The sequence below is a fragment of the Nonomuraea sp. CA-218870 genome, assembly GCF_050936535.1.
Taxonomy (GTDB): Bacteria; Actinomycetota; Actinomycetes; order Streptosporangiales; family Streptosporangiaceae; genus Nonomuraea; species Nonomuraea corallina.
Genome location: NZ_JBNJMN010000001.1, coordinates 4,909,169 through 4,928,152 on the forward strand (window position 1 = coordinate 4,909,169; position 18,984 = coordinate 4,928,152).

At 72.1% G+C, this 18,984-nt stretch carries 16 protein-coding genes and 1 pseudogene; 8 read left to right on the forward strand and 9 right to left on the reverse strand.

All coding sequences use genetic code 11. The annotated features are described in order from the left end of the window. Nucleotides 1–14: 14 nt before the first annotated feature. From zwf to pgl, 3 genes are read left to right on the forward strand one after another with little or no spacing between them, the layout of a single operon-like run. Nucleotides 15–1,616, forward strand: coding sequence for a glucose-6-phosphate dehydrogenase (gene zwf / locus ACQEUU_RS23690; protein WP_433069425.1), 1,602 nt, complete (start codon nt 15–17; stop codon nt 1,614–1,616). Nucleotides 1,617–1,674: 58 nt separating this feature from the next. Further along, nucleotides 1,675–2,586 carry a glucose-6-phosphate dehydrogenase assembly protein OpcA gene (locus ACQEUU_RS23695; protein WP_433069428.1) on the forward strand — a complete coding sequence of 304 codons (912 nt, stop codon included), beginning with the start codon at nt 1,675–1,677 and terminating at the stop codon, nt 2,584–2,586. A 10-nt stretch (nt 2,587–2,596) separates the two neighbouring features. Beyond that, nucleotides 2,597–3,370 carry a 6-phosphogluconolactonase gene (gene pgl / locus ACQEUU_RS23700; protein ID WP_433069431.1) on the forward strand — a complete coding sequence of 258 codons (774 nt, stop codon included), beginning with the start codon at nt 2,597–2,599 and terminating at the stop codon, nt 3,368–3,370. A 164-nt stretch (nt 3,371–3,534) separates the two neighbouring features. Here pgl and ACQEUU_RS23705 read toward each other — a convergent pair whose 3' ends face one another. Further along, complete coding sequence (locus tag ACQEUU_RS23705) at nt 3,535–4,464, reverse strand: ArsR/SmtB family transcription factor (protein WP_433069433.1); 930 nt, start codon at nt 4,462–4,464, stop codon at nt 3,535–3,537. 136 nt (nt 4,465–4,600) lie between these two features. Here ACQEUU_RS23705 and ACQEUU_RS23710 point away from each other — a divergent pair, with 136 nt between their 5' ends. From ACQEUU_RS23710 to ACQEUU_RS23720, 3 genes are all read left to right on the forward strand, one after another. Continuing rightward, nucleotides 4,601–5,509, forward strand: a complete 909-nt coding sequence (locus ACQEUU_RS23710; protein ID WP_433069436.1) for an aldo/keto reductase — start codon at nt 4,601–4,603, stop codon at nt 5,507–5,509. A gap of 543 nt (nt 5,510–6,052) precedes the next feature. Beyond that, complete coding sequence (locus ACQEUU_RS23715; RefSeq protein WP_433069439.1) at nt 6,053–6,529, forward strand: hypothetical protein; 477 nt, start codon at nt 6,053–6,055, stop codon at nt 6,527–6,529. Further along, the gene (locus ACQEUU_RS23720; RefSeq protein WP_433069442.1) at nt 6,526–8,076 is read left to right on the forward strand and encodes a pectate lyase family protein; all 1,551 of its coding nucleotides are present in this window, start codon (nt 6,526–6,528) and stop codon (nt 8,074–8,076) included. The genes ACQEUU_RS23715 and ACQEUU_RS23720 overlap by 4 nt, the downstream gene beginning before the upstream one ends. A 267-nt stretch (nt 8,077–8,343) precedes the next feature. On the opposite strand, the gene ACQEUU_RS23725 is transcribed toward ACQEUU_RS23720, so the two are convergent. From ACQEUU_RS23725 to ACQEUU_RS23735, 3 genes are all read right to left on the reverse strand, one after another. Then, nucleotides 8,344–10,548, reverse strand: a complete 2,205-nt coding sequence (locus tag ACQEUU_RS23725) for a DUF6493 family protein (RefSeq protein ID WP_433069445.1) — start codon at nt 10,546–10,548, stop codon at nt 8,344–8,346. Between the two features lie 446 nt (nt 10,549–10,994). Continuing rightward, nucleotides 10,995–12,008, reverse strand: a complete 1,014-nt coding sequence (add, locus tag ACQEUU_RS23730; protein WP_433069448.1) for an adenosine deaminase — start codon at nt 12,006–12,008, stop codon at nt 10,995–10,997. Nucleotides 12,009–12,088: 80 nt separating this feature from the next. Next, entirely contained in the window at nt 12,089–12,850 is a 762-nt protein-coding gene (locus ACQEUU_RS23735; RefSeq protein ID WP_433069451.1) for a hypothetical protein, read from the reverse strand. A gap of 71 nt (nt 12,851–12,921) precedes the next feature. Here ACQEUU_RS23735 and ACQEUU_RS23740 point away from each other — a divergent pair. Beyond that, nucleotides 12,922–13,347 (forward strand): annotated as a pseudogene (locus tag ACQEUU_RS23740) (Clp protease N-terminal domain-containing protein); the annotation flags it as partial. Nucleotides 13,348–13,482: 135 nt separating this feature from the next. On the opposite strand, the gene ACQEUU_RS23745 reads toward ACQEUU_RS23740, so the two are convergent. Continuing rightward, nucleotides 13,483–14,505 (reverse strand): GNAT family N-acetyltransferase, encoded by a 1,023-nt coding sequence (locus ACQEUU_RS23745; protein ID WP_433069453.1) that lies wholly within the window; start codon nt 14,503–14,505, stop codon nt 13,483–13,485. Between the two features lie 84 nt (nt 14,506–14,589). On the opposite strand from ACQEUU_RS23745, the gene ACQEUU_RS23750 reads away from it, so the two are divergent. Next, nucleotides 14,590–16,197 carry an amidohydrolase gene (locus tag ACQEUU_RS23750; RefSeq protein WP_433069456.1) on the forward strand — a complete coding sequence of 536 codons (1,608 nt, stop codon included), beginning with the start codon at nt 14,590–14,592 and terminating at the stop codon, nt 16,195–16,197. Between the two features lie 56 nt (nt 16,198–16,253). Here the strand turns inward: ACQEUU_RS23750 and ACQEUU_RS23755 are convergent, their stop codons facing one another. The 4 genes from ACQEUU_RS23755 to ACQEUU_RS23770 all read right to left on the reverse strand — a co-directional run bounded on the left by ACQEUU_RS23755 (nt 16,254) and on the right by ACQEUU_RS23770 (nt 18,965). Then, nucleotides 16,254–16,598, reverse strand: a complete 345-nt coding sequence (locus tag ACQEUU_RS23755; RefSeq protein WP_270158717.1) for an RNA polymerase-binding protein RbpA — start codon at nt 16,596–16,598, stop codon at nt 16,254–16,256. Between the two features lie 70 nt (nt 16,599–16,668). Continuing rightward, nucleotides 16,669–16,899, reverse strand: a complete 231-nt coding sequence (secG, locus tag ACQEUU_RS23760; protein ID WP_433069459.1) for a preprotein translocase subunit SecG — start codon at nt 16,897–16,899, stop codon at nt 16,669–16,671. A gap of 99 nt (nt 16,900–16,998) precedes the next feature. Beyond that, nucleotides 16,999–17,781 carry a triose-phosphate isomerase gene (tpiA, locus tag ACQEUU_RS23765; protein ID WP_433071953.1) on the reverse strand — a complete coding sequence of 261 codons (783 nt, stop codon included), beginning with the start codon at nt 17,779–17,781 and terminating at the stop codon, nt 16,999–17,001. After that, on the reverse strand, nt 17,778–18,965 hold the full coding sequence (locus tag ACQEUU_RS23770; RefSeq protein ID WP_433069462.1) for a phosphoglycerate kinase: 1,188 nt from the start codon (nt 18,963–18,965) through the stop codon (nt 17,778–17,780). Before ACQEUU_RS23770 ends, tpiA begins: the two co-directional genes overlap by 4 nt. Nucleotides 18,966–18,984 lie beyond the last annotated feature (19 nt).

Below are 18,984 nucleotides of genomic sequence, written 5' to 3' on the forward strand. Positions count from 1 at the left end.
ACAGGAGGTTTGAGATGAGTGACCCGGCAGGGCCCCCGGCGGAGGCGCTCGCCGTGGCCGCGGCCGTCGCCGGCACCTCGACCACGATCGAGGTGGCGGCCGCCAACCCGCTGCGCGACCCGCGCGACAAACGGCTGCCACGGGTGGCGGGGCCGTGCGTGATGGTGCTGTTCGGTGTGACGGGCGACCTGGCCAAACGCAAGCTGCTGCCGGCCATCTACGACCTGGGCAACCGAGGGCTGCTGCCGCCCGGGTTCTCGCTGGTCGGGTTCGCCCGGCGCGACTGGCAGGACCAGGACTTCGCCCAGTTGACGCACGACGCCGTGAAGACGCACGCCAGGACGCCGTTCCGGGAGGAGGTCTGGCGGCAGCTCCGTGAGGGCATCCACTTCGTGCCGGGCGAGTTCTCCGACGACGGCGCGTTCGACGCGCTGGCGATGGCGCTGCGGGAGATCGACGACCTGCGCGGCACGGGCGGCAACTACGCGTTCTACCTGTCGGTGCCGCCGAAGTTCTTCCCCGTGGTGGTGGAGCAGCTCAAGCGCACCGGGCTGGCCGAGGCGCCCGACGGCTCCTGGCGGCGGGTGGTGATCGAGAAGCCGTTCGGCCACGACCTGAAGTCGGCGCACGAGCTGAACGAGATCACCACGTCGGCCTTCCCGGAGAGCTCGATCTTCCGGATCGACCACTACCTGGGCAAGGAGACCGTCCAGAACATCATGGCGCTGCGGTTCGCCAACAACCTGTACGAGCCGATCTGGAACCGCAGCTTCGTCGACCACGTGCAGATCACCATGGCCGAGGACATCGGCATCGGCGGCCGGGCCGGCTACTACGACGGCATCGGCGCGGCCCGCGACGTGATCCAGAACCACCTGCTGCAACTGCTGGCGCTGGTGGCCATGGAGGACCCGACCTCCTTCGACGCCAAGGCGCTGCGCCGGGAGAAGGAGAAGGTGCTGATGGCGGTGCGGCTGCCGTCCGACCTGGCGCTCAACACCGCGCGCGGCCAGTACGCGGCGGGCTGGCAGGGCGGCGAGAAGGTGCCGGGCTACCTGCAGGAGGACGGCATCTCGGCCGACTCGATGACCGAGACGTACGCGGCGGTGAAGCTGGAGATCGCCAACCGGCGCTGGGCCGGGGTGCCGTTCTACCTGCGCACCGGCAAACGGCTGGGCCGCCGGGTGACGGAGGTGGCGGTGGTCTTCCAGCGGGCGCCGCACCTGCCGTTCAGCAAGGACGACACCGAGATCCTGGGCCAGAACGCGCTGGTGATCCGGGTGCAGCCCGACGAGGGCATCACGGTACGGTTCGGCTCGAAGGTGCCGGGCACCGCGATGGAGGTGCGCGACGTGTCCATGGACTTCGCCTACGGCGAGTCGTTCCTGGAGTCCTCGCCCGAGGCGTACGAGCGGCTGCTGCTCGACGTCATGATCGGCGACCCGCCGCTCTTCCCGCACCAGCGCGAGGTGGAGCTGTCGTGGCAGATCCTCGACCCGATCGAGGAGTTCTGGGCCACGCAGGGCCAGCCGGAGCCCTACCCGTCGGGGTCGTGGGGGCCGCCGTCGGCCGACGCGATGATGGCCCGCGACGGGCGCACGTGGAGGAGGCTCTAGTGATCGGGCGAAGCGGGAGCGGCGCCGCTGTCGTCACCGGACCGGTGGAGGAGCGTTCGTGACCACCTTCATGCTGGCTGACACGACAGCCGGGAAGATCGCCAGTCAGCTCACGCAGCTGCGCCACCAGATGGGCGCGCCCGCGGTCGGCATGGTGCTGACGCTGGTGGTGGTGTGCGAGGAGCGCGACCAGTACGACGCGGTGCGCGCGGCCACGGACGCGGCGCGCGAGCACCCGTCGCGCATCCTCGTGGTGATCAACCGGGAGACCGACGAGGTCAACCGGCTCGACGCCGAGCTGCGCATCGGCGAGTCCGCGCCGGGCGAGACGGTGGTGCTGCGGCTCTACGGGGAGCTGACCGACCACGCCGACTCGGTGGTGAGCCCGCTGCTGCTGCCGGACACGCCGGTGGTCGCCTGGTGGCCCAGCCGCGCGCCGGAGGTGCCGTCGGCGGACCCGATCGGGATGCTCGCCCAGCGCAGGCTCACCGACGCCAAGACCGCCGCCGACGGGGTCGCCTCGCTGATGGACCGGGCCAAGGGCTACGCCGGCGGCGACACCGACCTGGCGTGGGCGCGGCTGACGCCATGGCGCAGCCTGCTGGCGGCCGCGTTCGACCAGCCGGTGGGCGAGGTGTACGGCGGCCGGGTGGCGGGCTCGCCCGGCAACCCGAGCGCGCCGCTGCTGGCCGCCTGGCTGTCGGAACGGCTGAACGTCCCGGTCGGCGTCGCCGAGTCCGGAGGTCCCGGGCTCACCGAGGTGCGTCTCACGATCGACGGCGGCGAGCTGGCGGTGGTGCGCGAGGACGCCCGGCTGGCCACGCTGTCGCGTCCCGGCCAGCCGGACAGGAACGTCGCGCTGACCCGCCGGCACCTGTCGGAGCTGCTCGCGGAGGAGCTGCGCCGGCTCGACTCCGACGAGACCTACGAACTGGCCGTCAAACGGCTCGCCCGTACGTACGCCCACTAAGGTGATGCAGGTGAGCGTTCCCACTGTTGTCGTGCACCGTGACGCCGACGTGCTGGCCAAGGCCGTCGCCGCGCGGATCATCACCCGGCTGGTCGACGTGCAGTCCGCGCAGGGCTCGGCGTCACTCGTGCTGACGGGCGGCAGCGTCGGCATCGCCACGCTGGCCGCGATCCGCGACACCCCGGCCCGGGACGCCGTCGACTGGCGCCGGCTCGACGTCTGGTGGGGCGACGAGCGCTTCCTGCCGTCGGGCCACCCCGAGCGCAACGAGACCGGGGCCCGGCAGGCGCTGCTCGACCACGTGGACGTCGACCCGTCGCGGGTGCACGTGATGGTGGGCCCCGACTCGGGCCTGTCGGCCGAGGAGTCGGCCGACGCCTACGCCGTCGAGCTGGCCAAGGCCGCCCGGCCGGAGGACCACGGCCCGGCGCCCGCCTTCGACGTGATGCTGCTGGGCATGGGGCCCGACGCGCACGTGGCGTCGCTGTTCCCGGGGATGCCCGCGCTCTACGACACCCGGCCGGTGGTGGCGGTGCACGGCGCGCCGAAGCCGCCGCCGACGCGGATCTCGCTGACGCTGCCGACCATCCAGGGCTCGCGCGAGGTGTGGGTGGTGGCGGCCGGCGAGGAGAAGTCGGGCGCGGTCCGGCTGGCCCTGTCGGAGTCCGGCCCGGTGCAGGTGCCCGCGGCGGGCGCGCGGGCCCGCCGCCGCACGCTGTTCCTGCTGGACCGCGCGGCGGCCGGCAAGATCCCGCCCGGCCTCGGCCGCATCGCCTCCCCCTGACGTTCTCCGAGACGGCCGCCCCCGGATGATCTCCGGCGGGCGGCCGCCGACGTCTCCGGCCCGAGCCCTTCGGCGTTCTGCACGTGCAGACACGTCGAAGACCCGGCACCGATGGCATCACTCTTGGTGGCCGGCGCGGGAAGTCCTTCGGGGTTGACGTGAGTTCAGGCGGAGGCGGCTTGGAGAAGGACTTCGGCTGCGGCGGTGCGCGCGTAGAGGACGGACCGGCCGGCGCGGTGGGCGCTGACCAGGCCCGCGTTACGTAGCGCGGTGAGGTATTGGGATACCCCGGCCAGGGAGAGTCCGGTGCGGTGGGCCAGCTGTGTGGTGGAGGCCGGGACCTCCAACTCGGTCAGCAGCAAGGTCCGTGAGCGCCCTAGTACGGCGGAGAGGGTGTCGGCCCGTGTAACGGGCCGTGCCTGCCAGAGTGAGCCGACACCACGCGCCTGATAGGCGAGCTGGGGTGGATCCGGCGGCGTCGTTCGGGTGCGCAGCCCTGCTCCGGTGAAGGCCGAGGGGATCAGCAGGAGTCCCGTGCCTGCCGTCGTGCGGGTCAGTGGCTGCTTTCGGCGGGCCATCCGCAGCGCGTTGTCATCCCAGCTCAGCGACGTGTGCAGGTCGCTGAGGAGGTGGCCGGTGCCGTGCTCGGCCGCCAGGCGGGCCCGGTAGAGGATGTCCGCGTCCAGGACTGCTCGGATTCGTGCCCAGTAGGGCGCGAGTGCCAGTCCCCAGTAGGTTTCGACTTCCTCTGTGACCTTGGCGAGGAGGCCCTGAGGGTCGTTGTGCAGGGCTCGTAGCCGAGGGCCGAGGGTTCCCTGGTGGCGGGCCAGGTGGTTGAGGTCATGGCGTACCCGGTCGGCGGGCGCTGCCCGGATCGCGTCCCGCTCTGCCTCCAGGGTGGGGGCCGGTCCGGTGGGGGCCGGGTTGAGGAAGTCGGGGACGTAGCCGCCGCTGGGCGGGATCAACTCGTAGAGCCATCCCCGGTCCAGTCCGGCGGCCACCAGGCGCGGCCGTACCTGGTCGACCCAGGGTCGGTGGACCGAACGCGTCGTGCCGGACATCAGCAACCGGAAGCTGGGCGCGACCTCCCACATCGGTGAGACGGCGAACCGCACCTGCGCCAGATCGCTCGTCGAGAACGCCAGCTCCGCCAGGACAACCCCTCCTCAATAGATTCAGGCATGCATGAATCAATGGCGAGCCAGCCTACCGCGCGGAGATCATCCCGTCATGACCTCACAGACGATCACCGCAGCGGCATCGGGCACCTGGAAGCTGGGCGACCTGACGGTCAACCGGATCGGTTTCGGCGCGATGCGCCTGCCGCAGCACGGCGAGGCCTTGGCACCCGATGCCGTCCCACGCGACCGTGACCAGGCGATCCGTGTGCTGCGCCGCGCGGCTGAGCTCGGCGTGAACCACATCGACACCGCCGGCTTCTACTTCTCGCCGCTGCGCTCGGCCAACGAGCTGATCAACCAGGCGCTGGCCCCCTACCCGGACGACCTCGTCATCACCACCAAGGTCGGACCGGGCCGCGACCCCTCGGGGCAGTGGCTGCCGCACGCCACTCCCGAGCAGCTGCGCGGCCAGGTCGAGGAGAATGTGCGCCAGCTCGGCCGTGACCACCTCGACGTGGTGAACCTGCGCATCGTCGGGACCGATTCGATCGCCGAACGCTTCGGCGCGCTGGCCGAACTGCGCGAGGCCGGACTCATCCGTCACTTGGGCCTGTCCAACGTCCGCCCCCACCACCTCGCTGAGGCCCAGGCCATCGCGCCGGTGGTCTGCGTCCAGAACATGTACGGCATCGGCGCATCGTCCGAAGAGAAGGAGTTCCTGGACCTCTGCGGTCAACAGCGCATCGCGTTCGTGCCGTTCTACGCGATCGCCGGCGCCGGACGCACTGCCGGTGCGATCATCGCCGACAGCCCGGAGGTGCACACCATCGCCCGCGCCCACGGCGTGAGCGCAGCCCAGATCCGCCTGGCCTGGACGCTGCACCAGGGGTCCCACGTGCTGGCCATCCCCGGCACTGGCGACCTCGACCACCTCGTCCAGAACGTCGCCGCCGGCTCCCTGCGCCTGTCGGAGGAAGAACTCATCGCCCTGGACCCCCTCCATCACGAGACGGCATGAGCAAGACCCCCCATCGCATGGTGATCCACTTCTGCTGAGGCTCCGAGCATTCGAAGACCGCTACAACACCGCGGCACAGCCGTTCCGGTGGAGGTTCACCACCTCCGACCTGGACGATCTACTGGCCCGGCTCGACCGGCACACAACCGCCGATCTTCACTCCCTGTCGAGACCGCCGGCCTCATCACCATGACCAGGAATCACGCCGGCGCTTTCGACCCGGGACAGGCACCGCGATAGCCGTGGTGACCGGAGAGCCCGGCCCGACCGTACGGGTGTCAGCGGGACGGACGGCCGCGGCGAGAGGCGGGTCGGCGCGGTGAAAGTTTCATCGCTTCGGCCGGACCCGGCCCGGCCCGCTCCCTGCCTCCCTCCACCCCCGCCGACCTGCGTCGGCCCGCGGTCGCGGCGGCCGCGAAGGCACGGCCCGGCAGGCGGTGAGCGGCTCCGGTGGCCGGGTCGTGGTCCCACCGGCTTTCCGTGATCCGGGTGCTGTGCTTGAGTCGGCAGCACTTCGGAAAGCGCTTACCAAGGAGTCGGCTGATGCGCCTCGGAACGGTCACCGCCCGCGCCGCCCTCGTGGCCGACATGCTCGCCAGGGTGTCGCCGGCGCACGCGGCCGCCACCCGGTACGAGGCGGAGACCACACCGGCGGTCCGCACCGGCAACATCTTCGACCGGCTGGTCACCGGAGACGACCACGAGTCGGGCCTGCACCTGCAGGGCACGTCGAGCGGCGACCAGATCGTCGACCTCGACAGCCACGGCAACCGCGACCCGCGCGAGAACGGCGAGAGCGCCGACGGAGTCGCGATCAAGGAGGGGTCCGGCGGCGGCAACGCGATACGCGGCTGGGACCTGCCTGACTACACCGCCGACGGCAACGGCTTCAAACTCGGCGGCGGCGACCCGGACCCGGCGGCCGGCCTACGGCGCCGACATCGGCGCCCGCCTCTGATCGGCCTCACCACCACAGCATCGACCCCCCAGCCTGACAAGAGAGAGGTAGGACGAGGATGAGACGACCAGTCGCATGGCGACTCCCGGCCGTGCTGACCACGGCGGCCGTCGCGGCCGCGTTCGGCCTGGCTTCGCCGGCGTTGCAGGCCTCGGCCGCCGCCGGCGGCGTCACCGGCTACGCGACCGCCAACGGCGGCACCACCGGCGGCGCCGGCGGGCAGACCGTTCGGGCCACGACGGGGACCGCCATCCACACGGCCCTGTGCAACCGGGCGAGCAGCAGCACTCCGATCATCATCCAGGTCGAGGGCACCATCAACCACGGCAACACCGGCAAGGTGTCGGGCAACAGCTGCAACACCGCCGCCGGCGTGATCGAGCTCAAGCAGATCAGCAACGTCACGATCGTCGGGGTCGGCGGCGGCGCCGTCTTCGACCAACTGGGCATCCACATCCGCGAGGCCCGCAACATCATCATCCAGAACGTGACGGTCCGGAACGTCAAGAAGTCCGGCTCGCCCACGTCGAACGGCGGCGACGCCATCGGGATGGAGAGCGGCGTACGCAACGTCTGGGTCGACCACGTCACCCTGGAGGCCTCGGGCGGCGAGTCGGAGGGGTTCGACGGCCTCTTCGACATGAAGGACGACACGCAGTACGTGACGCTGTCGTACAGCATCCTGCGCAACTCGGGCCGCGGCGGGCTCATCGGATCGAGTGAGAGCGACCGTTCGAACGGCTACGTCACCTTCCACCACAACCTGTACGAGAACATCGACTCACGCACGCCCCTGCTGCGGGGCGGCATCGCGCACATCTACAACAACTCGTACGTGAGCATCAACGAGTCAGGCATCAACTCCCGGGCCGGCGGCCGGGCCAAGGTGGAGAACAACTACTTCAGGAACTCCAAGGACGTCCTGGGCACCTTCTACACCGACGAGGCCGGCTACTGGCAGGTCAGCGGCAACATCTTCGACAACGTGACCTGGTCCGCCCGCAGCGGCGACCACAACCCGGCCGGGCCGAACCCCCAGTCCAACACCTCCGTCAGCGTCCCGTACTCCTACAGCATGGACGGGGCCTCCTGCGTGCCGAGCGTCGTCAGCCAGACGGCGGGCGCCGGCAAGGGCCTGCGGGTGTCGGACGGCAGCTGCACCCCGCAGTCGCCGTCACCGACGAACACCCCCACGAACACGCCGACCAGCACCCCGACGGTCACCCCGACGGTCACCCCGACCCAGGGCGGCCCCAACCTCAGCATCGGGGCCGGCGCCGACGGCTCCAGCAAGGCCTCCGGGACCAGCTACGGCAACGTGGTGGACGGCAACCTGGGCACCCACTGGTCGCCGGCCGGCTCGACCGGTGACATCTCGGTCAAGTGGGGTTCCGCCCAGACGGTGTCCAGGATCGTCATCCGTGAGGCGTCGGGCTCGTCCATCGGGTCCTGGCAGGTCGTCAACCACGACACCTCCGCCGTCCTGGCCTCCGGCAGCGGGGCGGGCGCCATCGCCTTCTCCCCCACCACGCTGAAGAAGATCACCTTCCGGATCACCGGGTCGTCCGGCACGCCGAAGGTGGCCGAGTTCGAGACGTACGCCGGGTAGCGAGCGATTCGCCACCTGATCGAGGCGGGGCCGCCTCAAGGCGCCCCGCCTTCCGGCGGTCCGGCTTCCGGCGCTTGGGGAAGCGGACGTCTCAGCGGCTCCCGGCGGACTCGCGGTACGTGACGAGCTTGTCCCCTTCCCCGGGTACGCCATGATCAGCAGCCGCTGGGCGCCTTCTCCTCGCCCTTCCAGGGCGGCGGCCGTGGGCGAGCAGCGGCAACTCCGGCGGCCCCCGGAAAGGCGGACAAGATCAACCGTGTGGCCGCGTCAGGCGGTGAGGCAGGCGTGCAGGCGGCGGGCCTGCCGGACCAGTTCGCTGCCCCGCGACCGGGCCGCCAGCTCCGCGATCACGGGTAGTTCGCCCCGCGCGCCGGCCCAGGACGCCACGTCGGCCGCGAGCGTCACCACCCGCGTGTGCGCCGTCGTGGCCCGCTCCCCCGGCCCCGGCAGGCAGGCGGGCAGCCATCCGGTCATGACGTCCCACACCTCCCGGTGCGCGCCCCGCCCGGCCGCCTCCCTGAGCGCCGCGAGAGCGTACCTCGGCCCTTCCTCCGAGTGCCGCAGCACGTCGGCGAGCTGCCTGCCCAGCTCCTCCCCCGCCACCCCGCCCGAGGCGGCCAGCCGCAGGAACCTTTCCACCGCCTCGCCGTCGTAGTCGTTGACCAGCCGGCAGGCCAGCAGCCACGACATCCCCGGTCCCGCGGGGCCGTCGGCGGTGGCCAGCAGGTCGAGGGGGACGCTCCTGAACGCGCCGAAGTACGCGAACGACGACCACGCGCACCGGGCGGCGACCAGCTCGCGGTGCCCGGCGAAGACGGCGAGCGTCAGGTCCGGCGACTCCTCGTGCCAGCGGTGCACCAGCAGATCCCCCACCGCCTCCCGGTGCTCGGGCCCGAAGGAGAACTCCGAGAACACCTGGATCCCGCCCTGGTGCTCCTCCCTGCGGAGCGTCACCTCCGGATCGGCGGGCCGGTCGGTGAGCCAGCGGGCGACCTTGCGTCCCGCCGGACCGGAGAGCCGTTCCGCCCGCGCCGCCACCTCCGGCCCGGCGGCACGCCCCATCCGGAGCAGCGCCTGCCGCAGGTCCAGGGGCAGCGCCTCCACGCCGGCGCGCTCGTACCCTTCGAGCCGCTCCACCAGCGTCTCCGGGTCGAGCAGGCCGTTGGCCCGGGTGGGCGTGGCCAGCAGAAAGGGAGGCAGCCGCCGGTCGGCCAGGGCCCGGTGGACCTCCGCGTACCGCATGAGCGGCATGAGTCTCCAGGCTGCGGCGTGCGTCATCTCCGGGATCCGCTCCTCCGGCGGGGCGGCGTGCGGCACCCGGCTCTCCGCCCCCGGATCAGTCAGCTCCCTAGCCATCGCGCCGATCCACTGAGCGGTGTGCCACCACGGCCGCCAGGCGTACTCGTCGTCCGTCACGGTGCGCCCGGCCAGCGCGGCGGTCAGGCGGTCGCGTCCGGGGCCCGAGGCGAGCTTGACGAAGCCGTCCAGCCAGCGTTCCTCCCCCATCCAGTTGCCCTCCCGCGGCGTGAGCCGCGCCAGTTCCTCAGGGGTGCGGATGGGCGGCGGCATCGGGGCGGCCCTCGGCGCGGGCGGGAGCGTGCCGGGCACGAAGGTCTCCGGCTCCGGCTCGGCCACGTCGCCGCCGAAGGCCGCGGCCAGCTCGGCCCCCTGGTGGGCGGGGAGCGTCGCCACCGCCTCGCGGAGCGTCTCGGCGCCCGTCGGGCCGAACCGGGAGGCGTGCTTGACGGCCAGCTTCACCGCGCGCTCGCGGGCGTCCGCCGCCTCGCAGACCAGGGCGACGGCCAGCGCGGGCGCGTAGGCGTCGAGGTCACCCCCGTCCTCCTTGAGCAGCCGGTCGAGCCAGGTCAGCCCGGCCCGTACGAGCTTGCCCTCCTTGCGGAACAGCAGACCCTGGACGGCCTCGCCGGCGTCGGCCGGAGGCACCGGCCCGAGCCGACGGACCTGTTGGAGCGCCAGGTCGGCGACGTTGGCCGCGGCGGCGGGCAGCAGCGCCAGGTAGTCGGGCAGGCGGCCGGCGAGCTCCTCGGGAGCGGGGTCGAGCCGCTCGTGCAGGCGGACGAAGAAGCGCATGTCGGCGGCCCCGCCGCCGCGCAGGAACCGGGTGCGGCAGCCGTCGAGGAGCGCCTGCCGGGCGATCCTGCCGGTACGGGCGAGCTCGGCGAGGGTGGCGGGCCAGCCGGCGTCGTCGCGGAGCAGCCGGCCCACGCCCTCGGTCTCGAACAGCCTGGGCGCCATCGCGTCCAGGAGCGGGTCGCCGGCCAGCCGGTCCGGCGGGGTGCCGGCGATCCAGGCGAGGGTGAGCGGCTCATGCGCGGGCGGCTCGGCGCCGGTGCGGCGCAGCAGCTCCAGGGCCAGCCGGACGCGCCGGTCGGCGACCGGGCGGGTGCCGCGCAGCCGGAGCGCGACCCGGGAGGCGAGGTCGCGCTGCCAGGCGGCCGGCCTCGCCGACACGACGTCGAGGATGAGCGGAACGTCGTCGGGTCCTCCAGGTCCCACTGGCGCTCCAGGCCGGGCTTGATGAGCCAGGAGGCGACGGCGGCGGCACCCGCGATGGTGGCGGCGCCGGCGACCCACATGGGCTCGATCCAGAAGTCCTGCCGCCAGTCGTGCGCGTAGTAGTCCGGCAGTTCGTAGATCGACCTGCCGGACCTGGCGGCGAGCTCGTGCAGCGCGGCCATGCGCCGTTCCTCGCGCTCGGTGTCCCTGCGCCGGCCTGCCGCCTGGGCCTCGGGCAGGTGTCGCGGCAGTTCGCGGGCCACCTCGCGACGCCGCTCGTCGTCGAGCCCGGCCACCAGCTTGACGACGGCGGCGGCGTCCTCGGCCGCGACGGCGGCCCTGATCTCGTCCCAGGCGTTCTTCATGACCGGGACCTTAGGGGCGGCCTCCGACAACTTCGCTCAGCCGGCCAGGGCGTCGATCTCCGCCAGGAGCGCCCGCTTGCGCTCCTGGGCCAGGTAGGACGCCGTCACCGCGTTGCGGGCCAGCTGGGCCAGCTCCGCCCGGCCGAGACCGAGTGCGCGGGCCGCCACGCGGTACTCCCCGGCCAGGGTGGTGGCGAACATGGGCGGGTCGTCGCTGTTGAGCGTGACGAACAGGCCCTCCTCCAGCATGCGCGGCAGCGGGTGGTCCTCGATGCGGGCGACCTGGCCGGTGCAGACGTTGGAGGTGGGGCAGACGTCCAGCGGGATCTGGGTCTCGCGCAGGTGGGCGACGAGGCGGGGGTCGGCCAGGCAGGCGATGCCGTGCCCGATGCGCTCGGCGCCGAGCCCGTCGATGACCTCCCAGATGGTCTCGGGCCCGGTCATCTCGCCGCCGTGCGGGACGCTGTGGAGCCCGGCCGCCCGCGCGGCGGTGAACGCGTCGCGGAAGGCGTCACGGTACGCGGGCCGCCGCTGTTCGATCCCGCCCAGGCCGAAACCTACCAACGCGGCGGGAGGTTCTGCGAGAGCGTGGTCCAGTGTGATCTTCGCGGCCTCCTCGCCGTACTCGCCGGGGATGTCGAAGATGTACGCGATCTCGACCCCGTGCTCGGAGAGCGACTCCCGCGCGGCCAGGTCCAGAGCCTTGGTGACCTCCGCTCTGGGGATCCCGGTGACGTGGTGGGCGTACGGGGTGACCTGCAGTTCGGCGTAGCGTCCGCCCTGTGACGCCAGGTCACGGGCCAGCCCGGTGACGAGGGCGGCGACGTCCTCCGGTTCGCGCACGAGCGCGTTGACGGCGGCGTACACCTGGGCGAAGTGCGGGAAGTCGCGGAAGGTGTAGAAGGCGCGTAACGCCCGCTCGTCGGCGGGCACGCCCCTGTCGGGGTGCCGGCGGGCCAGTTCGAGCACGGTGGGCACCGAGGCGGAGCCGATCAGGTGGACGTGCAGTTCGACCTTGGGCAGGGCGTCGATGAAGGCGTCGAGGCTCATGGGGACGACCTTAGGCACGGGCCGGGAGCGTCGGATAGCGTTTCCCGTGGAATCTGTCAGAGATTTGTCAGATTCGCACTCTAGTCACCCAGCCTGGCGCGGGCGTGCCGTTCCTCGCGGCGAGCGACCTCCAGCCGGTGGGCGGCCTCCTCCAGCCGCTTGCGCGCCTTGGCCAGCTTCCTCTCCAGCCGCTCCACCCTCTCGGCGCGCTCGCCGTGCTCCCGTTCGGCCTCGGCCAGGGCCTGTGTCCACTCGCGGTGCGCCGCCTCGGCCTCGGCCCGTTCCTTCGCCTTCCGCGCCTCGGTCTCGGCGCGCCGCCCGGCGGCCCGGTCGTCCGCCTCCCCGGGCGGGGGCTTCCTCCGCCCGGCGCCGCGGGTCACGGGGACGGGGGCGAAACCGGTGTAGCTGAGCGGCTTGACCAGGCGGCCGCGCCGCACCTGCGCCGCGGCGTCGGCGTCCACGACGGCCGCGTCGAGGGTCTGGCCGATCTCGGCCACGGCGGCGGGCGGCAGGTCGGCGCCCTGCCTGATCAGCCGGGACAGCCTGCCGGTCAGCTCGCCACGCCGGCGAGTCGCCTCGGCCAGCGAGCGGGGGTCCTGGGCGGCCCACGCCGCGCGCAGTTCCTCGCCCAGGGCCAGCAGCTCGTCCAGCTCGCCGGGGTGCTCGCGGACGGCCCGGTTCACCGCCCAGGCGGACACGGTGGGCTTGCGCAGCTTGCCGATCTCGCGGGCCAGCGCGGCGTCCCCCGCCCGCCGGGCCGCCTGCGCCTCCTCGGTGCGGGCGGCGGTGAAACCGGACGGCGGTAGCGCGTACAGCCGGGCCGCCACTTCGTCAAGATCCACACAGGATGAGATACCCCACATGGCTGGTTTTAGCGCATAGTGGAGGCAGCCCACTCGTACGGAGGCCGCCCGTGTTCGAGCGCTTCACCGACCGAGCCCGCAGGGTCGTCGTCCTCGCCCAGGAAGAGGCCAGGGCCATGGGCCACAACTACATCGGGACCGAGCACGTGCTGCTCGGCCTCATGCGCGAGGGCGAGGGCGCGTCCGCGCACGTGCTGACCGGCTGCGGGGCGAGCCTGGCCCAGGTGCGGGAGTTCGTGGAGCGGGAGGTCGGGCCCGGGGAGAGCCGCCCCGGCGAGCACAGCCCGTTCACGCCCCGGGCCAAGAAGGTGCTGGAGCTGTCGCTGCGGGAGGCCCTCCAGCTGCGCCACACCTACATCTCCGCCGAGCACATCCTGCTCGGCCTGCTCCGGGAGGGCCAGGGCCTGGGCGCGCGGGCCCTGGCGGACGCGGGGGTGGACTTCGTCGCGATGCGGCAGCGGATTCTGGACCGCCTGAGCCGGGGGCCCAGGGAGCGTCCCGGCGAGCCGCACTTCACCGCGGGCTCGGCCGTGGCGCAGCGGCTCGCGCAGATCCAGGAGAGCCTCGACCGCATCGAGCGCCACCTCGGCACCAGACCGGAGAACCGCCGGTCAGGCTGACGTCAGGACGCCCACGGGCAGCCGCCCCTCCACCACGCCGGGGTCGTCGGTGTAGACCAGCGTGGCGCCGAGCGAGACGAGCAGCCTGCGCATCCGGACGTTGTCGGCCAGCATGGAGGTCCTGACCTCGGCGTAGCCCAGGTCGCGGGCCTGGCGCACGAGCGTCCTGGCCAGGGTCGAGCCGAGCCCGCGCCCCTGCCAGCGGTCCTCGACCAGGAACGCCATCTCGGCGATGCCCGGGTCGGCGGTGAACACCAGGTTGGCCAGCGCGACCACCTGGCCGTCGTTGCCCGCGATCAGCGAGTGGCCGCGGCGGCGGTCGCAGAGCCGCTCGAACATGCGCGGCGGCAGCGACGGCAGCGCGGTGAAGTAGCGGAACCGCCGCGACTCGGGCGAGCACCGGTCGTGCAGGTCGCGCACCGCCTCGCGGTAGACGGGGGTGAGCGTCCTGATCACGACCTCGGAGCCGTCGGAGAGCTTGACCGCGCTCTCGGCCGCTTCCTGCTCCGCCGGCGGCTGGGCGAGCCGGACGAAGGAGGCGGCCCTGGCGGCCTCGGTCAGCGTGAACGGCAGCTCCGCGCGGCGCAGCCGCACGGCTCTCTTGGCCGCGACGGGCACGACCAGAAGGGTGGGATCAGGCAGGTCACTCACCGCATCACCATAGACCCACCGGGCGTCGTCCGCGCGCAGCAGCTCCGCGAGCAGCTCGGGGAGCCGCCAGGGGGCCGTGCGCAGGCGGGAGGCCAGCAGCAGGGCGCGGGTGGGCTCGTCGGTCAGCTCGTGCGCCGTCGCGGGCGCCACCAGGACGTTGCGCCCGCCGGCCGCTTCGAGCGCCTCGCGGACGGTCTCGGGGTTCGCGGGGATGTCGGCGACGAACTCGTCGACGGTCCCGTCGGTGTCGGACTGGACGCTCAGGCCGAGAATGTTGCCACCCCGCTCCGCGAGCGCGGAGGCCAGGGAGGCGAGCCGTCCCGGACGCTCGTCAACGGTGGTACGGATGCGCAGAAATCCCATATGAGAAGGATGCCTGGTACCTGTTACGTTGCCGCTAACGTCGTGTTTCACCACTTATTTAGCCCGTACGAAAGAGCAGATCCCATGAACATCCTCTTCCGCGGCGGACGCGTGTTCACCGCGCAAGGCGGCTTCGCCGAGTCCGTCCTGGTGCGCGACGGCGTGATCGCCGCCGTCGGCGCGGAGCGGGAGCTGGCCGCCCAGGCGCCCCGGCACGAGACCGTCGACCTGGACGGCGGGCTGCTGACGCCCGGGTTCACCGACGCGCACATGCACCCGGTGCAGGCCGGCCTGGAACGCGCCGGGTGCGACCTCGCTGAACTGTACGGGCTGGAGGAGTACCTCGGCGCGGTGCGCGCCCACGCCGGCGCGCACCCGGACCGGGACTGGATCACCGGCGGCGGCTGGGACATGTCCGCCTTCCCCGGCGGGCTGCCCCGGCGCGAGCAGCTCGGCTTCCTGGACCGGCCGGTCTACCTGATCCAGCGCGACCACCACGCCGCCTGGGTCAACGACCGCGCGCTCGAACTGGCCGGGATCACCCGGGACACGCCGGACCCCGCCGACGGCCGGATCGAGCGCGACCCGGACGGCACCCCCACGGGCGTGCTGCACGAGGGCGCCATGGACCTGGTCGGCCTGCTCACCCCGCGCCCCACTGCGGCGGACCTCGACGCCGCCCTGATGGACGCCCAGGCGCACCTGTTCACGCTGGGCATCACCGGGTGGCAGGACGCGATCGTGGGCTCGTACGCGGGCTCCCAGGACCAGTTGCCCGCCTACCTGTCCGCGGCCCGCTCAGGGCGGCTGCGGGCGCGCGTGGTGGGCGCCCTGTGGTGGGACCGGGCCCGGGGCCTGGAGCAGATCGACGACCTGCTCGAACGGCGGGCGTCGGCCGAAGGGCTGGACCGGTTCGCCGCCACCTCCGTCAAGATCATGCAGGACGGCATCACGGAGAACTTCACCGCCGCCACGCTGGAGCCGTACTGCCGGTGCGGCGGCACGGGCCTGTCGTACGTCGACCCGGTCAAGCTCAAGGAGTACGTCCGCGAGCTCGACCGGCTCGGCTTCCAGGTGCACGTGCACGCGATCGGCGAGCGGGCGGTGCGCGAGGCCCTGGACGGCTTCGCCGGCACCGACCCGGCGAACCGGCACCACATCGCCCACCTGCAGATCATCGAGCCGTCGGACGTGCCGCGCTTCGCCGAACTCGGCGTGACGGCCAACCTGCAGCCGCTCTGGGCCACCCACCACCTGCAGATGGACGAGCTGACCCTGCCCTTCCTCGGCGAGCCGCGCTCCTCCTGGCAGTATCCGTTCGCCGGCCTTCTGCGGCACGGCACCCGGTTCTGCGCCGGCAGCGACTGGCCGGTGTCGAACGCCGACCCGCTGCAGGGCATGCACGTGGCCGTCAACCGCACCGAGCCGGGCGGGTCGGTGCACGCCGGCTACCCGACGGCCCAGACGCCTTTCCTGCCCGAGCAGCGCATCGACCTGGCCACCGTGATGACCGCGTACACGGCGGGCTCGGCGTGGATCAACCGCTCCCCCGCCGGGGTGATCGAGCCGGGCCGCCCCGCCGATCTGGTGGTGCTGGACCGCGATCCGTTCACGCTGCCGGACGGCGAGATCTGGACCACGCGGGTCCGCATGACCTTCGTGGACGGCCGGGCCGTGTACGAAGCCCCCTGAGACGCGCGGAAGGGCCCCGGCGTGACGCCGGGGCCCTTCCGCGGTCGCTCCTGGCCCTACCAGGGAGACTTGTTGTTGCGCAGCCGCTCCAACGCCTCTTCCAGGATGGCCTTGCCGTCCTTGTCGCTCCTGCGCTCCTTCACGTAGGCGAGGTGCGTCTTGTAGGGCTCGTTCTTCGGGGGGGCAGGCGGCGCGCTCTCGTCCTGACCGGCCGGGAGGCCACACCGCGGGCAGTCCCACAACTCGGGGATCGCCGCGTCACTGGCGAAGCTGGGGCGCGTTTCGTGCATGTTGGCGCACCAGAACGAGACCCGCACTCTCGGAGCCGCCTCGCCGCGCTCGGCCTCCCCCATAGGACCGGCGCCGACTCGGCTGCCACGGATCGCGTTGCCACTACCCACGGATGAACTCCTCGCTCGATCGCCCCGTGAGACACGGGGGGAGAATCACTGTCACGCGTTGTGCCTGACCTCAGGGCTTGACGAGCAGACCCAGCGCGATGATGCAGACGAACCAGACCACTCCCGTGATGACGGTGAGCCGGTCGAGGTTGCGCTCCACCACCGAGGAACCACCGAAGTTCGACGTGAAGCCGCCGCCGAACATGTCAGACAGGCCGCCGCCCTTTCCCTTGTGAAGCAGGACGAGCAGGATCATCACCAAGCTCGTCAGGATGAGGGCGATGGAGATTGCGAGTTCCACGGTATGCCTAGTCCTTCAATGGTCTGGTACGCATGACGATTCGAACTTGCCTCTTGAGGGTACGACCTGATGTCAAATCGCACCCCAAGAACGGCTCAGTTAGCCTGCCATGTCGGTGAATCGGCAGATCTTCACGAACTCTCCGGCGTCGATGCTGGCGCCACCAACGAGCGCCCCGTCGACATCCGGCTGAGCCATGATCCCTGCGATGTTCGCCGACTTGACCGAGCCACCGTAAAGGATACGGACCGCGGAGGCCACCTCGGCGTCGTACAGCTCCGCGAGTCGCTGCCGCAGCGCGCCGCAGACCTCCTGGGCGTCGTCGGGGGTGGCCACCTCGCCGGTGCCGATCGCCCACACCGGCTCGTAGGCCACCACGATCGACTTCGCCTGCTCGGCGGTGACCTTGCGCAGCGCCCCGTCGAGCTGGCCGAGCGAGTGGGCGATGTGACCGCCCGCCTGGCGCACGTCCAGCCCTTCGCCCACGCACAGGATCGGCGTCAGCGAGTGGCGGAAGGCGGCCTGGACCTTGGCGTTGACCAGGTCGTCGTCCTCATGGTGGTACTGACGGCGCTCGGAGTGGCCGACCGTCACGAAGGTGCAGCCGAGCTTGGCGAGCATGACGCCGGAGATCTCCCCGGTGTAGGCGCCGCCGTCGTGCGGCGACAGGTCCTGCGCGCCGTAGACGATGCGCAGCTTGTCGCCGTCGACGAGGGTCTGCACGCTGCGCAGGTCGGTGAACGGCGGCAGGACCGCCACCTCGACGCGGTCGAAGTCCTTGTCGTTGAGCGCGAAGGCCATCTTCTGGACCAGCGCGATCGCCTCGAGGTGGTTGAGGTTCATCTTCCAGTTGCCGGCGATGAGGGGCTTTCTCACGCTCAGTCCTCCAAAGCGGCGAGTCCGGGCAGGGTCTTGCCCTCAAGGTATTCCAGGCTGGCCCCGCCACCGGTCGAGATGTGGGAGAAGCCGTCTTCAGGCAGGCCGAGCCTGCGCACCGCGGCCGCGGAGTCGCCGCCGCCGACCACGGTGAAGGCGTCGGAGGCGATCAGCGCCTTCGCCACCGCGGCGGTGCCGCCGGCGAACTCGTCGAACTCGAACACGCCCATCGGGCCGTTCCAGAACACGGTCCTGGCGTCCGCCAGCTTGGACGCGAACAGCTCGCGCGTCCGCGGCCCGATGTCGAGCCCCTGCCGGTCGGCCGGGATCTCGGTGGCGGGCACCACGTCGTAGCCGGCGTCGGCGGCGAAGTGGGTGGCGGCCAGCACGTCGACCGGCAGCACCAGGTCGACGCCGCGCTCGGCCGCCTCGGACAGGAACCCGCGGACCTGGTCGAGCTGGTCCTCCTGGAGCAGCGACCCGCCGACCTCGTGGCCCTGCGCCTTGAGGAAGGTGTAGGCCATGCCGCCGCCGATCAGCAGCCGGTCGACGCTGGTGAGCAGGTTGGCGATGACGCCGAGCTTGTCGCTGACCTTGGCGCCGCCGAGCACCACCACGTAGGGCCGCTCGGTGTCGTCGGTCAGCTTCCTCAGCACCTCGACCTCGGCCGTGACCAGCCCGCCCGCCGCGTGCGGCAGCAGCGCCGGCACGTCGTAGACGCTGGCGTGCTTGCGGTGCACGGCGCCGAACCCGTCGCCCACGTAGAGGTCGGCCAGCCCGGCCAGCCGCTCGGCGAACGCGCGCCGCTCGGCGTCGTCCTTGGCCGTCTCGCCCGGCTCGAAGCGGAGGTTCTCCAGCAGGGCCACCTGGCCCTCCTGGAGGCCCTCCACGGCGGCGCGGGCGCCGTCGCCGGCCACGTCGGAGGCGAAGACGACGTCCTGGCCGAGCAGCTCGCCCAGCCGCCGGGCCACAGGCCGCAGCGAGAACTCGGGCTTGACCTGCCCTTTGGGCCTGCCCAGGTGGGCGCAGACGATGACCTTCGCCCCGCTGCCCGCGAGGGCCTGGATGGTGGGCAGTGACGCCCGGATGCGGCCGTCGTCGGTGATCGTCTCTCCGTCGAGCGGCACGTTGAGGTCGGCGCGCACGAGCACGCGCCGGCCCTTGACGTCGAGATCGTCGAGTGTGCGCAAACTGGGCTCCCTTTCCTCT